Raw genomic sequence first — 15,008 nt, 5'->3', positions numbered from 1 at the left:
AGAACCCGGAGTGGTGACGAAGGCAGAGCCCCTGCTGTCATTCCCCGTGCGGCGACCTTCCGTCGGCCGGGTCGTGGACGTCGAGCCGGCCGCACATGCCGAACCGCCGCGGCCCCTCCGCGGCCATCACGTGGATGTCCGCCTCCGCCAGGTGATCGAGGTCCCCGGACCGCAACCGCCCGAGGTGCTCCCCGGTCGCCTCGGCGGCCGCGAGCGCGCCGGACCGCCACCTCTTCTCCCAGTCCGCCAGCAGATCGCGCTTCAACGCGAGCGCCGCCCGGTAGAACTCCTCCAGCGCGGTGCGGTCGCCGCCCTCGGACCGCCGGCGCAGTTCCAGGAACCCGTCGAGCGCGAGATCGCGGCGGCGCCGGGCCGTCTCGTCGTCCGCAGCGGCGGAAGCCATCGCGTACCGCTCGGGATCGGCCAGCACCGGGGCGGGGAACGTGAACACCGCGTCACCCGCCTCGGGCAGCCCGCTGTTCTGCATCACGACGATGATCCGCAGGTCGTCGTCGTTGACCAGGCGGTGGATCGTGCCGGGCGTGAACCAGGCGACGGTGCCCTCGTGCAGCGGCGTCTCGGCGAACCCGCGCCGGGTCAGGGTCTGGACGCTGCCCCGCCCGCCGATCACGTAGTAGCACTCCGAGCACGCGAGGTGGACGTGCGGCGACCCGCCGCACACCCCGTCCGCCGCCGGCCAGTCGTACACCCGCAGACCGGAGATCCCGACACCGCCGGGGAACTGCGTCACCACGGATGCGCCTCCACATAGGACTCCAGCTGTTCGCGCCCCCACGCGCCAGTGGCGACGACGAGCCGGTAGCGCAGGTCCAGGGCATCACCCGCGGCCAGCTCCACCGTGTCGTGGAAGGCGAAGGAGGGGTTGACCGCCGCGAACGGTGTGCTGCGCACGAACCAGTGCGTACCCTTGTTGTCCGGATGATCCAGGAACACCAACGTCGACGAACGGTCCACTTCGTCGTGGTGGCCGACGAACGCGAGCCAGCGCGCGGCCTCGCCCATCATCTCCTGTCCCGCTCCCCCGCCGGCGGCGATCACCTCGCCGCCGGTGAACGACCGCGGGCCGCGCCAGAAGAACCCGGTGTAGCCCGCGAGCTCACGGCCGTTGGTCGTCGGGCTGCCGAAGACCAGCGGTTCGGAGCGCAGGTTCGTCAGCGTGGTGGCGAACTCCAGCGTCCACGAGTCGTCCTCGACGTCGCGCACCGTGAACGAGCGGCGCTCGCTGACCCAGTGCTCACCGGCCTCGGTGCACCAGGACAGCAGTTCGTCGACGCGCGGTTCGTCGATCGTGAACTCCTCGTGCAGCATGGTGCCGACGTTCGGCAGCGCCACGTACCCCTGGTCGCGCACGTACGTCACGCCGCCCCAGAAGTTCTGCCCCGACACGTCGGTGGCCGTCATCTGCACGCCCTTGTGCCAGCGGTGGTCGTGCGGCCGGAACGCCGTCACCACGTCACCGGCCAGCGTGCGCACCGGGTGCAGGTAGGGCTTCGGCCCCTCGAACGCCGGCGTCGCGGGCCGGTGCACGTACCGGAACAGCTCGACCTCGCCTGCCGACACGACGAGCGCCTCGTCGTCGTGCCGCGTGGTCACCGGGCGGTCGCCCATGGAGCACCGACTCCTTCCATCGTCGCGTAGAACGGGCTGTCCGGGCCGATCTGACCGGCCTTCACGACGGTTCCGGTGAACGCCGAGGCGTACAGCGCCGCGATGAACTCCATGGTGTTGCGCGCGTCCGCCAGGGTGACCGGTGGCGTCTCGCCGCTGTCCAGAGCGTCGAGGAAAGCGCTGAGCTGACACCGGTGGCCACTCACGACCCCCGACCGCCCCTCCCGCCAGCGCGGGGCGATGTCGTCGTGGCCGGGAGCGGGGGTGACCGTCCAGTGCGCGTCGGTGTAGCCGTACAGGTGCTCGACCTCGACCGTGGCTCGCTCGAAGTCGAACCTGAGCTCCGAGGTCTCCCGTGGCGACAGCAGGGAGTTCACCACCGACGCGACCGTGCCGTCGGCGAAGGTCACCAGCGCCATCGAGACGTCCTCGGTCTGCACGTCGCGGGCCTGCCGGACGGCGACCGCCCGGATCTCCTGCCACGGCCCCAGGACCGACAGCAGCAGGTCGAACTGGTGGATGCCGTGACCCATCGTCGGGCCGCCGCCCTCGCTGTCCCACGTGCCCCGCCACGGCACGTCGAAGTAGGAGTCACCGCGGTACCAGAGGGTGTCGCACTTCGCCACGAATGACCTGCCGAGCACGCCTTCGGAGACCAGCCGCCGCAACCGGATCGCGGCGGGCCCGAAGCGGTGCTGGAACACCGTCGCGACCCGGCCCGCCGAACCGCGTTCGGCCGCGATCAGCCTGTCGACCTCGCTCAGCGACAAGGCCGGCGGCTTCTCCACCAGCACGTTCACGTTCGCGGCGAGGCAGTCGAGCGCCAACGGCACGTGGTGGCGCGGTGGCGTGCAGACGTGCACCACGTCGAGGTCCTCCGCCTCCAGCAACGCGGCCGGAGTGGGGTGCGTGCGCGGCACACCCCACTCCCTGGCGAACGCCGTCGCACGATCGGCGTCGACGTCCACGACCGCCACCAGCTCGACGCGGTCTCCCGCCGCACGCAACGCCTCCGCGTGGGCGCCGGCGATCGCGCCCGTCCCGACGATGGCCGCGCGCCTCACCTGGCCGCGTCCACTTCGGACTGGACTTCCCTGATGAACGCGGCAGCGGCCTGGTCGGGTGTGGTCCGGCCGAACAGGACGTCCTCGGTGTGCCGCTTGAGGATCGTGTCGAGCGTGCTGGCGCCGTTCGGCGTGATCCGCGGCGGGTCGCTGACGGGCACGGTGTCGAGGTACTCCTTCGCGGCCTTGTCGGTGTCCTTGAGCTGGCCCGAGATCGACTCGCGGATCTTCTGGTTCGCGGGCACCCCGCGCTCGGTCAGCAGGACCTTGGCGGCCTCCTCGTCGTTCGCGAGGAAGTTCACGAACGCGGTCGCCTCCGCTGGGTGCTCCGAGCGTGCCGAGACCGACCAGAACATCGACGGCTTGTAGTAGGCGCCGGGCGCTTCACCCTGTGTCTCACCGGGTAGCCGCAACAGCTTCAGCTTCGCACCGCTGGCGGCGGTCAGCGCGGTCAGCTGGGTGTTCCACCACAGGCCGAACGCCGCGGTGTTCGTCGCGGTCGCGGACTGGTTGAGCCCCGCGGAGGCCTTCTCGATGGTCACCGACGGCGGCGCGGCGACGCCGGACTTCGACAGGTCGAGGATGTACTGCCAGTAGTCGCGCGCGATCTCCTGCGGCAGGACGACCTTGGCGTCGGCGTCGAACATCGCCTCACCCTGCTGACGCGCCCGGATGCTCAGCCCCGCCGCGTCGTTGATGCCGGGCGACTGCACGCCGAACACCGTGCCACCACTGGCTTTTGACACCTGGTCACCGATCGACTTCAGGTCGTCCCAGGACCACTTCGTGTCGTCGGGCACGGGAATGCCGTACCTGGCCAGCAGGTCGGTGTTGACCATGATCGAGTACATGCCGAGGCCTACCGGCAGTCCGTACTGCTTGCCGCCGATGGCACCGGTGGCGAGCGCCTTCTGGTCGAAGCTGGAGGTGTCGAGGTGCTTCTTGGCCTCGTTCAGGTCCAGCAGCGCGCCGCGTTCGGCGTAGGAGGCGATGTAGAGCTCGTCCATCTGCATGATGTCCGGAGCGTCGTTGGCGGCCATCGTCGTGGCGAGGCTGTCCCAGTAGCCGTTCCACTCCTTGAACTCACCTTTGACGGTGATGTTCGGGTGCTTGCGCTGGAACATGTCGATGACCTGTTGGGTGCGCTTGTGCCGGTCGTCCGCGCCCCACCAGGTGAAGCGCAGCGTGACCTGCTCCGTCGTCAGGTCACCCCCGGCGTCGGACCCGGGTCCGCACGCCGCGAGCAGCGACGCGGTCACCGACAGCAGGACCGCCCACGCGATGGGGCGGCGAACACCTCTGAGCATGAGCTTTCCCTTCGGCTACTTGCCTCCGGTCGTGGCGATCCCCTTGACGAGGTACCGCTGGCCGACGAGGAACGCGAGGAAGATCGGGACGAGCGACACGACGCTCATCGCGAACTGCGAGCCCCACGACGTCGCGACCGTCGAGTCGACGAACGAGCGCAGGGCGACGGGGACCGTGTACATGTCCGGGTCCGTCAGGTAGATCAGCTGGCTGAAGAAGTCGTTCCACGTCCAGATGAACGTGAAGATCGTGGTGGTGGCCAGGGCCGGTGTCATCAGCGGCAGGACGATCCGCAGGAAGATGCGCGGGTGGCCGCAGCCGTCGATGCGCGCCGCCTCGTCGAGCTCGCGCGGCAGCCCCCGGATGAACTGCACCATCAGGAAGACGAAGAACGCGTCGGTGGCGAGGATCTTCGGCACGATCAGCGGCAGGAACGTGTTGACCCAGCCGATGTTCGAGAACAGCACGTACTGCGGCACGATGATCACGTGGATCGGCAGCATGATCGTGCCGAGCATGATCCCGAACCACCACCGCTTGCCGGTGAACTGCAGCCGGGCGAAGGCGTAGGCCGCCATCGAGCACGACACCAGGTTGCCGACGATGCAGCCCAGCACCAGGATCGTCGAGTTCAGCAGGTAGGTGCCGAACGACGGCGTGAGCGCGTTCCAGCCCTCGGTGTAGTTCTCGGTATGCAGGCCGTCGAGGATGAGTCCGGGGCTGCGGAAGATCTCGTCGCCGGGACGCAACGAGCCCGCGACCATCCACAGCACCGGGTACAGCATCACGAGCCCGATCACGATCAGGCCCGCGTGCTTGGCGGGAACGACGAGCCTCCTGCGCAGATCAGTCGTCATAGAACACCCAGTACTTCGCCGCCCAGAAGTTGATCGCGGTGAAGGCCGCGATGATCAGCAGCAGGAACCACGCCAGCGCCGACGCGTAACCCATGTCGAACCGGCTGAAACCCTGCTGGTACAGGTAGAGCGTGTAGAACATGGTCGAGTCGGACGGGCCGCCGGTGCCTCCCGAGACCACGAACGCCTGCGTGAACGACTGGAACGCGTGGATGATCTGCAGCACCAGGTTGAAGAACAGGATCGGCGACAGCAGCGGCAGGGTGATCCGCCGGAACCGCGACCACCTGCCCACCCCGTCGATCGCGGCGGCCTCGTAGTAGACAGCCGGGATCTGCCGCAGCCCGGCCAGGAAGATGATCATCGGTGAGCCGAAGGTCCACACGTTGAGCACGATGAGCGTCGACAGCGCGGTGTCCGGGTCGGAGATCCAGCCCCTGCCCTCGATGCCGAAGAAGCCCAGCACGCGGTTCACCAGCCCGTCGGTGCCGAAGACCTGCGTCCACAGCACCGCGATCGCCACGCTGGACCCGAGCAGCGACGGCAGGTAGAACGCCGAGCGGTAGAACGCGAGCCCGCGCAGCCCTCGGTCGAGCAGCAGCGCCACGCCCAGCGCGCACGCCAGTTGCAGGGGCACGGACACGAGCACGTACGTGAACGTCACCCGCAGCGCGTTGTGCAGCCGCTCGTCGCTGAGGACACGGGCGAAGTTGTCCAGCCCGATGAACCTCGGCGGCTGGATCAGGTTGTACTTGGTGAAACCCAGCCCGAACGACGCGAGCACCGGCCCGATGGTGATGAAGATCAGCCCGGCGAACCACGGCGCCAGGAACCAGAACGCGGCCCTGTTGTCGCGTTTGCGGACCTGCACGCCGCCCCGCCGCAGCTGGCGCAGTTCGTCGAGGGCGCTCATGAACTCCTGACCCCGTCGGCTGGAAAACGCTTTCCGGAGTCTGCATCGGTGCACCAAGAGCGTCAAGCACGGGTGTCGAACGCAGTCGAATCGATCGTCGAACCGGATCGCGCCGTTTCGACGGGAGTCCTGTATGGACAGGCTACCGGCCCGGTGGGTGACGCCGGCGGACTCGGCGCGGAAGTCCTGACACCCGGCGCGCTGGTCGACGCGGCCGCCCGGCAGCCCACGAGGGCGGCGACCCCGCCGAACGGCCGGGGCGGCGACCCCACCGCGAGGCCGCGCCTCAGCGCACTACCTCACCACACCCACCTCAGCGAGCGAGCTGCTGGAAGACCGGCGGCTCCTCCGCCGCCAGGTCGTCCGGCAGCCGCAGCCCCTGCCGGCGCGGCACCAGCTCCGACTGCAGCACGATCGCCGCGGCGCCGATGGCCGGCGCCGACGCGGCCGAGGGCGACAGCCGCACGGAGACCGGGTGGGCGTCGCGGGCGATGAACGCGGCGTCGAGCTCGGCGCGCAGCACGGGCAGGTAGACCGAGCCCGCGATCGCGAAGCTCGGGCCGGTGAGCACCAGCACCTCCAGGTCCAGCACGTTGGCGAGCGTGCGCGCGGCCGCCGCGACGTACCGGGCGGACCGTTCGAGCAACGCGACCGCGCGGGCGTTGCCGTGCCGGGCGGCCCTGCTGATCGCCGCGAAGTCCGCCGCGACCGGCGTGGCCGCGCGGGTCCGGCCGCCGACCAGGCCCGCCGCACGGGTCAGCGCGCGGTCGGCCCGTGCCTGCTCGACGACCGCCGCGGGACCGGCGAGGACCTCCAGGCATCCCCTCGCCCCACACCAGCACCGGGGGCCGTCGATGTCGAGGCAGGCGTGGCCGATCTCGCCGGTGTGACCGCTCGGGCCGCGATAGGTGGTGCCGCCGAGCACGACCCCCGCGCCGATGCCGGTGCCCATGCACAGCGCGGCGAACGTCGACGTCGCGCCGACGCCGCCGGACCAGTGCTCGCCGATCGCCGCCGCGGTCGCGTCGTTGTCCAGCACCACCGGCAGGCCCGTCGCCCGCTCCAGCGACCGGCCGAACTCGTGGTGCGCCGACGGCCGCGCGGACACCAGGCCGAGGCCGAGGATTCGATCGCGTTCGACACCGACGCTCTCGATGACGGCGTCGACCTCGCGGGCCATCCTGGCGACCACGGCCGCCGGGTCGTCGCTGCCGGCGCCCGTTCGCGAGATCCGGGCGACGACCGCGCCGCCGAGGTTGGTCAGCACGTAGGTGATCCGCGCGTCGTCGAGGTGCACACCGATGGCGTAACGGGCGAAGTGGTTGAGCTGCAACATGACCCGGCGCTTACCGCCGGTCGACTCGGCGTGCCCGGTCTCGGCGACGAGTCCCTCGTCGATCAGGCCGCGCACGACGGTGGAGATCGTCCCGCCGGTCAGGCCGCTGGCGTTGACCAGGCCGACGCGGCTGATCATGCCCGCCGCGCGGATCAGGTCCAGCACGGCCGCCCTGGTGCTGGCGTGAGTCACCCGCGCCGGTCCGCTCACTGCTCTCCTCCGTCGAACGACGAACCTGCCACTTCGACGGGTTCGGGATCAGTAAAGCATCCCGAGCCGTTGACTTTCTTTGTTTAGTAACTGAAGAATCTCCGCCGCGCCCACCCAGCCACGGGGAGGATCAACGATGTTCCTGCACAAAAGGCTCAGCGCTTTAGGTCTCGCGGTGGTCATCGCGGCCACCGCGGCATGCTCCGGATCCGGCGGAGGCGGCCAGTCCCGGGACACCCTCGTCGTCTACACCGGGCAGGCCGGCGACTTCCAGCTCAACTTCAACCCGTACGCCCCCGCCCAGATCGAGGGGCCGGGCACGATCTACGAGCCGCTGTTCTTCTTCAACATCGCCAAGGACGTGCCGCCGAAGCCGATGCTCGGCACCGAGTTCCAGTGGAACGCCGGCGGCACCGAGCTGTCCGTCACCCTGCGGGACGGCGTGACCTGGTCCGACGGCGAGAAGTTCACCGCCGAGGACGTGAAGTTCACCCTCGACATGGTCGCCAGGACCCCTGCCATCAACAAGACCGGTTTCAAGGGCACGACCACGGTCGTCGACGACACGCACGTCACCGTCAAGTTCACCGAGCCGTCCTACATGGACGGGCCGCAGGTGCTCGGCCAGCTCTGGATCATGCCGGAGCACATCTGGAAGAACCACGCCACGCCGGCGACCGAGGTGAACCAGAACCCCGTCGGCACCGGCCCGTTCCAGCTCGGCGACTTCAAGGCGCAGTCGTTCACCCTCAAGGCGAATTCGGAGTACTGGGGCGGCGAGCCCGCACTGAAGCAGGTCCGCTACCTGTCGCTGTCCGGCAACCAGGCGGGCGTGGACGCGCTCAAGGCCGGGTCGGTCGACTGGCAGACCGGCCCGATCCCGGACGTCAAGGACATCGAGAAGAACTACCCCGGCTACCAGGCGATCACGCTGCCGCTCAACCAGGTCGCGCTGTTCACCTGCTCGAACGCCCAGCTGGGCTGTCAGGGCGCGCAGACCGATCCGGCCGTGCGCAGGGCGATCTACCACGGCATGAACCGCACGCAGATCAACTCGCTGGCGTTCCAGAACCTCAACACCGAGATGTCGCCCGGTTTCACGCTCCAGCCACGTGACGAGGCGTTGCTGTCGAGCAAGCTCACCGACCGCATGGCGCCGATGAACGCCGACACCGTCAAGGCCGAGGAGATCCTCACCTCGGCGGGTTACGCCAAGGGCGCGGACGGCATCTACGCCAAGGACGGCAAGCCGCTCGCGCTCACCGTGAAGGTGGTCGCCGGCTGGACCGACTACATCACCGCGCTCGAGACGCTGAGCCAGCAGCTGCTGAACATCGGCATCAGGATCACGCCGCAGCAGCTGTCGTGGAACGAGTGGGCCGACGCGCGCGGCCGCGGCCAGTTCGAGCTGCTCATCGACTCGGTCGAGCAGGGACCCGCCCCGGACCCGTACTACACCTACAGCTACTTCTTCTCGACCGCGACGACGGCGCCGGTCGGGCAGGCGGCGAACCCGAACTTCTCCCGCTTCAGCAACGCGACCGTGGACAACGCGCTGGCCGAGCTGAAGAAGACGGACCGGGGCGACCCCGCGCGGCAGCCGTACTACGACGCGATCCAGGTCGAGCTCGAGAAGTCCCTGCCATACATCCCGGTGCTGACCGGCGGGATCCCGAGCGAGTACAACGCCGAGGCGTTCACCGGCTGGCCCAGCAAGGACGACCTCTACGCGTTCCCCGCGGTCTGGAAGCGGCCGGACGCCTCGCAGGTGTACATGAAGCTCAAGCCCGCCGGTAACTGACGATGGGCTACTACCTGCGCAAGCTCGCCTTCTACCTGACGGCGCTGTGGGCGGCGGTGACGCTGAACTTCGTCATCCCGCGGATGTTGCCGGGCAACCCCGTCGACATCCTGATGGCCAAGCTCCAGCAGCGCGGCGGGACCGTCGACCCCGCCGCGCGCACGGCCTACGAGACGTTGCTCGGCACCGGCGGCCAGAAGTCGTTCGCCGAGGAGTACCTCGCGTACCTGGGCAACCTGCTGCGCGGCGAGCTCGGTGTGTCGGTCAGCGCGTTCCCGGCCAAGGTCTCCGACGTGATCGGTGCCGCGCTGCCGTGGACCGTCGTCCTGGTCGGGCTCGCGACGCTGCTGTCGTTCCTGCTCGGCGTCGGGCTCGGCGCCGTCGTCGGCTGGAGGCGCGGGACCTGGCTCGACTCGCTGGTGCCGGCGACCACCGTGCTGTCGGCGGTGCCGTACTTCTGGCTCGCGCTGATCCTGGTCGCGGTGCTCTCGTCGGGCCTCGGCTGGTTCCCCCTCAACGGTGGCTACGACGTGGTCCTGGATCCCGGCTGGAGCCCCGAGTTCCTCGGCTCGGCGATCTACCACGGCACGTTGCCCGCGCTGACGATCGTCATCTCGTCGATCGGCGGATGGCTGCTCGGCATGCGCAACATGATGGTCTCGGCGATGTCGGAGGACTACGTGCTCACCGCGCGGGCCAAGGGCCTGACCGACCGCCGGATCATGGTCCGGTACGCGGCCCGCAACGCCGTGCTCCCCTCGGTCGCCGGGTTCGCCATCTCGCTCGGGTTCGTGGTGTCCGGGTCGATCGTCACCGAGCAGGTGTTCTCCTACCCCGGCATCGGCTCGAAGCTGTTGCAGGCGGTGCAGAACAACGACTACGCGCTCATGCAGGGCATCTTCCTGGTGATCACGATCGCGGTGCTCGGCGCGAACCTGGTCGTGGACCTGCTCTACGGGCTGGTCGACGCCCGCACGAGGGATCGGAGCACGGTGTCATGACCAGGTCCGGAAAACTCGTCGCCGGTCTCGGCCTCGCGGGTGTGATCGTCCTCTTCGGACTGATCGGCCCGCTGCTCACCGGCGATCCCGCCACGATCAGGGACATCGGCCTCACCCCGCCCGGCGGTGAGCACCTCCTCGGCACCACGCTCACCGGCCAGGACGTCCTCGCCCAGCTCGCCCACGCGACGCGCGGGTCGTTGTGGATCGGCGTGCTCGTCGGCGTCATGGCGACGGTGCTGTCCGGTCTGTTCGGCATCGTCGGCGCGTACGCGGGCGGTCTCGTCGACGAGGCGTTCTCGTTGTTCTCCAACGTCATGCTGGTCATCCCCGGCCTGCCGCTGGTGATCGTGGTCGCCGGGTTCGTCCCCGCGGACCAGCGCGGCACGTGGACGATCTCGCTGGTCCTGGCGATCACCGGGTGGGCCGCGGCCGCCCGCGTGCTGCGCGCGCAAACGCTCTCGTTGCGCAACAGGGACTACGTGGCCGCGGCACGCGTGTCCGGCGAGAGGACCTGGCGGGTGATCTGCGTCGAGATCCTGCCGAACCTGCTGCCGATCGTGGCCTCCCAGTTCGTCTTCGCCGTCGTGCTGGCCATCCTCAGCGAGGCGGGGCTGTCGTTCCTCGGGCTCGGCGCGGCCGACTCGTCGACGCTGGGCACGATGCTCTACTACGCCCAGAACGGCTTCGCGCTGCAACGGGAGGCGTGGTGGTGGTTCGTCCCGCCGGGGCTGGTCATCGCCCTGTTCGGGGGCGCGCTGGCGCTCGTCAACTTCAGCATCGACGAGATCGTCAACCCGCGGCTGCGCGACCGTCCCCGCCGGAAGCGGGACGTGGTCGCGGTCGAGGCGGAGATCGTGCGGGCGGAACCTGACGCGGTGCTGACGGTCCGGCACCTCGACGTCGTCTACCAGGCCGCGACGCCGGTGCACGCGGTGAAGGACGTGTCGCTGACCCTGCACCGGGGCGAGATCCTCGGCCTGGCCGGGGAATCGGGCTGCGGCAAGACCACGCTGGCGTACGCGATCAACCGCCTGCACCGGCCACCGGCCGAGGTCACGTCCGGGTCCGTCGCCTTCGAGGACGTCGACGTGCTGGCGCTGGCACCGGAGGAGCTCAGGAAGTTCCGCTGGGTCAGGCTCTCCATGGTGTTCCAGGGCGCCATGAACTCGCTCAACCCGGTCACCACGGTCCGCGCGCAGCTGCAGGACGTGCTGCGCACCCACCGGCCCGGGATGTCCGCGCCGGACCGCGAGCTGCGGTGCGCGGAGGTGCTGCGGCTCGTCGGGGTCGACCCCGCACGGCTCGGCTCGTACCCGCACGAGCTGTCCGGCGGCATGCGGCAGCGGGTCATGATCGCCATGGCACTGCTGCTCGACCCGCAGGTCATGATCATGGACGAACCCACGACCGCACTGGACGTCCTGGTGCAGCGCGAGATCCTCAACGAGATCAAGCGGCTGCGCGACGAGCTGGGGTTCGCGGTCGTCTTCATCACCCACGACCTGCCGCTGCTGCTGGAGCTCAGCGACCGGATCGCGGTGATGCGCGACGGCGAGGTCGTCGAGTACGCGACAGCCGAAGACCTGTACCTGCGGCCACAGCACCCGTACACGCGTCAGCTGCTGGCGGCGTTCCCCAGCCTGACCGGCGAGGCAGGAGCGCTGATCACATGACCACATTGGAAGTCCGGGGTCTCACCAAGACGTTCCACTCCGTCCGCGCGGTCGACGACGTCTCGTTCACCCTCACGGCGGGCCGCACGGTGGCGCTGGTGGGCGAGTCGGGATCCGGCAAGTCGACGATCGCGAGGATGATCGCCCGGCTGACCCGCCCCACGTCCGGGGAGATCGTGCTGACCGGCCCGGACGGCGTACCGGTGCCTCGGCGGGCCTATCGCGACCACGTCCAGATGATCTTCCAGGACCCGTTCGCCTCGCTCAACCCGTTCCACACCGTCGAGCACCACCTCGCCCGGCCGTTGCGGCTGCACGGACGCTCTCGCGCGGAGGTGCCTCATCTGTTGGAGCGGGTGAGCCTCACCCCGGACATCGCGCGCCGCCGGCCGCACGAGCTGTCCGGCGGGCAACGGCAACGCGTCGCCATCGCCCGCGCACTCGCGCCCGGCGCCGGGGTGATCGTCGCGGACGAACCGGTGTCCATGTTGGACGTCTCGATCCGGCTCGGCGTGCTGAAGCTCCTCAACCGGCTGCAACGGGAGGAGCACCTCGCGGTCCTCTACATCACCCACGACCTGGCCACCGCCCGCCACTTCTCCGACGAGGTCCTGGTGATGCACCGGGGACGGATCGTCGAACGCGGGCCGAGCGACGACGTCCTCGTGCGTCCCCAAGCCCCGTACACCCGGCAGCTCGCCGCCGCCGCGCCCAACCCCGAAACCCGCTTCCGCCAAGGAGGACAGCCTTGATCCGGCAGTACCTGCACGACGGCTGGCAGCTGACCGCGACGACGAACGACGTGCCGGACAACATCAGGAGCAGGACCGTGCCCGCGACCGTACCCGGCAGCACCCACCTCGACCTGCTGGCGTCCGGGCTGATCACCGACCCGTTCCTCGACCAGGCCGAGGCGGAGCTGACCTGGACGCACCGCGCGGACTGGCGCTACAGCACCACGTTCCTGGCCGCCGCGATGACGTCGAGCCACCGGGCCGACCTCGTGTTCGACGGCCTGGACACCCTGGCCTCGATCGAGCTGAACGGCCACCCCGTCGGCCAGACCGCGAACATGCACCGCGGCTACCGTTTCGACGTCCGCGACCTGCTCGTCGACGGCGCGAACGACCTGACGGTGTCCTTCTCGTCCGCGCTGACCCACGCCGAGAAGGTCGAGGCCGCTCTGGGCAGCAGGGCGCACGTCAACGCGCACCCGTTCAACATGATCCGCAAGATGGCCTGCAGCTTCGGCTGGGACTGGGGTCCTGACCTGCAGACCGCGGGCATCTGGCGGCCGGTCCGGCTGGAACGCTGGCACACGGCCCGGCTCGCGCGGGTCCGGCCGGTCGTGACCGTCACCGGCCGTGGTGGCGGGCAGGTCGAGCTGCACGCCGACATCGAGTGGTCGGGAGAGCCGGCGAACCTGACCCTGCTGATCCGCGTCGGCGGCCGCGAGCAGACCGTCACCGTCCCCGCCGGGCAGGAGACCGTGATCGCCCGCGTCGAGGTGCCCGAGGTCGCGCTGTGGTGGCCGGTCGGGCACGGTGAGCAGCCGCTGTACGACCTGGAAGTGCTGCTGTGCGGGGAGACGGCCGCGCTCGACCGCGTGACGCGGCGGATCGGGTTCCGCACGATCACCGTGGACACGACACCGGACGACATCGGCACGCCGTTCACGATCGTCGTGAACGGCAAACCGGTCTTCGTCAAGGGCGCCAACTGGATCCCCGACGACCACTTCCTGACCCGGATCACGCGCGACCGGCTGGCGCGCCGGGTGGACCAGGCCGTCGCCGCGCACATGAACCTGCTGCGGGTGTGGGGCGGCGGGATCTACGAGTCCGACGACTTCTACGACCTGTGCGACGAACGCGGTGTCCTGGTGTGGCAGGACTTCCCGCTCGCGTGTGCCGCGTATCCGGAGGAGGAACCGCTGCGGTCGGAGCTGGAGGCCGAGGCGCGGGAGAACGTCGTCCGCCTGATGCCGCACGCCTCCCTGGCGTTGTGGAACGGCGGCAACGAGAACCTCTGGGGCTTCGCCGACTGGGACTGGCCCTCCCAGCTCGACGGCAGGACCTGGGGACTCGGCTACTACACCGAACTGCTGCCGAAGATCGTGGCCGAGCTCGACCCGACCCGGTTCTACTGCCCCAGCAGCCCGTACAGCCCGGTGGACGGCCTGCACCCCAACGACGAGGACCACGGCACCCGGCACGAATGGCGGGTGTGGAACGAGGTCGACCACACGCACTACCGCGACCACGTGCCGCGGTTCTGCTCGGAGTTCGGGTTCCAGGGTCCCCCGACCTGGGCCACCCTCACCCGGTGGATCCACGACCAGCCGCTCACGCCGTCCTCGGCGAGCTTCCTCACCCACCAGAAAGCCGAGGACGGCAACGGAAAGCTCGACCGCGGCCTCGCGGCCCACCTGCCGGTGCCGTCGCGGTTCGAGGACTGGCACTGGGCCACGCAGCTCAACCAGGCGCGGGCGGTGAGCTTCGGCATCGAGCACTTCCGCTCGTGGTGGCCGCGCACGGCCGGCGCGATCGTCTGGCAGCTCAACGACTGCTGGCCCGTCACGTCCTGGGCGGCGATCGACAGCGAGGAACGGCTGAAGCCGCTGTGGTACGGCCTGCGGCACGCGTTCGCGCCCCGGCTCCTGACGTTCCAGCCGCGGGGCGACCGGCTCGTGCTCGTCGCCGTCAACGACCACGACGAACCGTGGGACGCGCACCTCACCCTCGACCGGCAGACGTTCCAGGGCGTCACGCTCGACCTGACTAGACTGCGGCGGACCGTGCCGCCCCGGTCGGTCCTGGAGCTGGACCTCCCGCTAGGGCTGCGGCAGCCGGTGCACGACGACGCGGAGGTGATGGTGGCGACCACGGCCGAAGCCCGCGCGATCCTGCCGTTCCGGCCGGACGTCGAGCTGTCGTACCACCCGAACCCCCTTGCCGCCCAGGCGGAAGCCGTGCGCGGCGGCTACGAGGTCGAGGTGCGCGCCGAGTCGTTCGCCCGGGACGTGGCGATCCTGGCCGACCGGGTCGCTCCCGACGCGGTGGTCGACGACCTGCTCGTGCCGATGCTGGCCGGAGAGGTCCGGGTGTTCCACATCCGCACGGAGGCGACTGTCGACCCGGCCGCGTTCACCGGTCCGCTGGTCCTGCGCTGTGCCAACGATCTCGCGGCGGTGCCGGGTGCTTAGCGAGTTGA

Annotated in this window: 12 protein-coding genes; 5 read left to right on the top strand and 7 right to left on the bottom strand. The window is 69.7% G+C overall.

What is annotated here, in order from left to right; all coding sequences use genetic code 11:
* Positions 1 to 37 precede the first annotated feature (37 nt).
* From ACRSBM_RS12595 to ACRSBM_RS12565, 7 genes are all read right to left on the bottom strand, one after another.
* A complete protein-coding gene (locus ACRSBM_RS12595; RefSeq protein WP_434443136.1) occupies positions 38 to 754 on the bottom strand; it encodes a cupin domain-containing protein in 717 nt (238 codons plus the stop codon).
* Positions 748 to 1,629, bottom strand: coding sequence for a PmoA family protein (locus ACRSBM_RS12590; RefSeq protein ID WP_434443135.1), 882 nt, complete (start codon positions 1,627 to 1,629; stop codon positions 748 to 750). The genes ACRSBM_RS12595 and ACRSBM_RS12590 overlap by 7 nt, the downstream gene beginning before the upstream one ends.
* Entirely contained in the window at positions 1,611 to 2,693 is a 1,083-nt protein-coding gene (locus ACRSBM_RS12585; protein WP_434443133.1) for a Gfo/Idh/MocA family protein, read from the bottom strand. Before ACRSBM_RS12585 ends, ACRSBM_RS12590 begins: the two co-directional genes overlap by 19 nt.
* Positions 2,690 to 4,000, bottom strand: coding sequence for an ABC transporter substrate-binding protein (locus ACRSBM_RS12580; protein ID WP_434443131.1), 1,311 nt, complete (start codon positions 3,998 to 4,000; stop codon positions 2,690 to 2,692). Before ACRSBM_RS12580 ends, ACRSBM_RS12585 begins: the two co-directional genes overlap by 4 nt.
* Positions 4,001 to 4,015: 15 nt before the next feature.
* The gene (locus ACRSBM_RS12575; RefSeq protein ID WP_434443129.1) at positions 4,016 to 4,858 is read right to left on the bottom strand and encodes a carbohydrate ABC transporter permease; all 843 of its coding nucleotides are present in this window, start codon (positions 4,856 to 4,858) and stop codon (positions 4,016 to 4,018) included.
* Positions 4,848 to 5,771 carry a carbohydrate ABC transporter permease gene (locus tag ACRSBM_RS12570; protein WP_434443127.1) on the bottom strand — a complete coding sequence of 308 codons (924 nt, stop codon included), beginning with the start codon at positions 5,769 to 5,771 and terminating at the stop codon, positions 4,848 to 4,850. The genes ACRSBM_RS12575 and ACRSBM_RS12570 overlap by 11 nt, the downstream gene beginning before the upstream one ends.
* A 313-nt stretch (positions 5,772 to 6,084) precedes the next feature.
* Complete coding sequence (locus tag ACRSBM_RS12565; RefSeq protein ID WP_434443125.1) at positions 6,085 to 7,299, bottom strand: ROK family protein; 1,215 nt, start codon at positions 7,297 to 7,299, stop codon at positions 6,085 to 6,087.
* Between the two features lie 154 nt (positions 7,300 to 7,453).
* On the opposite strand from ACRSBM_RS12565, the gene ACRSBM_RS12560 reads away from it, so the two are divergent.
* The 5 genes from ACRSBM_RS12560 to ACRSBM_RS12540 are packed head-to-tail and all read left to right on the top strand — an operon-like array spanning position 7,454 to position 15,000.
* Positions 7,454 to 9,118: an ABC transporter substrate-binding protein gene (locus tag ACRSBM_RS12560; RefSeq protein ID WP_434443123.1), complete on the top strand. Its 1,665-nt coding sequence runs from the start codon at positions 7,454 to 7,456 to the stop codon at positions 9,116 to 9,118.
* A 2-nt stretch (positions 9,119 to 9,120) separates the two neighbouring features.
* Positions 9,121 to 10,119, top strand: coding sequence for an ABC transporter permease (locus tag ACRSBM_RS12555; protein ID WP_434443121.1), 999 nt, complete (start codon positions 9,121 to 9,123; stop codon positions 10,117 to 10,119).
* Positions 10,116 to 11,795: a dipeptide/oligopeptide/nickel ABC transporter permease/ATP-binding protein gene (locus ACRSBM_RS12550; protein ID WP_434443120.1), complete on the top strand. Its 1,680-nt coding sequence runs from the start codon at positions 10,116 to 10,118 to the stop codon at positions 11,793 to 11,795. Before ACRSBM_RS12555 ends, ACRSBM_RS12550 begins: the two co-directional genes overlap by 4 nt.
* Entirely contained in the window at positions 11,792 to 12,547 is a 756-nt protein-coding gene (locus tag ACRSBM_RS12545) for an ABC transporter ATP-binding protein (RefSeq protein WP_434443118.1), read from the top strand. The genes ACRSBM_RS12550 and ACRSBM_RS12545 overlap by 4 nt, the downstream gene beginning before the upstream one ends.
* On the top strand, positions 12,544 to 15,000 hold the full coding sequence (locus tag ACRSBM_RS12540) for a glycoside hydrolase family 2 protein (RefSeq protein ID WP_434443116.1): 2,457 nt from the start codon (positions 12,544 to 12,546) through the stop codon (positions 14,998 to 15,000). The genes ACRSBM_RS12545 and ACRSBM_RS12540 overlap by 4 nt, the downstream gene beginning before the upstream one ends.
* Positions 15,001 to 15,008: the final 8 nt, after the last annotated feature.

This window comes from Lentzea xerophila (assembly GCF_051094245.1).
In the GTDB taxonomy this organism is placed as follows: Bacteria; Actinomycetota; Actinomycetes; order Mycobacteriales; family Pseudonocardiaceae; genus Lentzea; species Lentzea xerophila.
The sequence above is the reverse complement of the archived record's forward strand: the minus strand, read 5'-3'. Positions and strand labels throughout refer to the sequence as shown.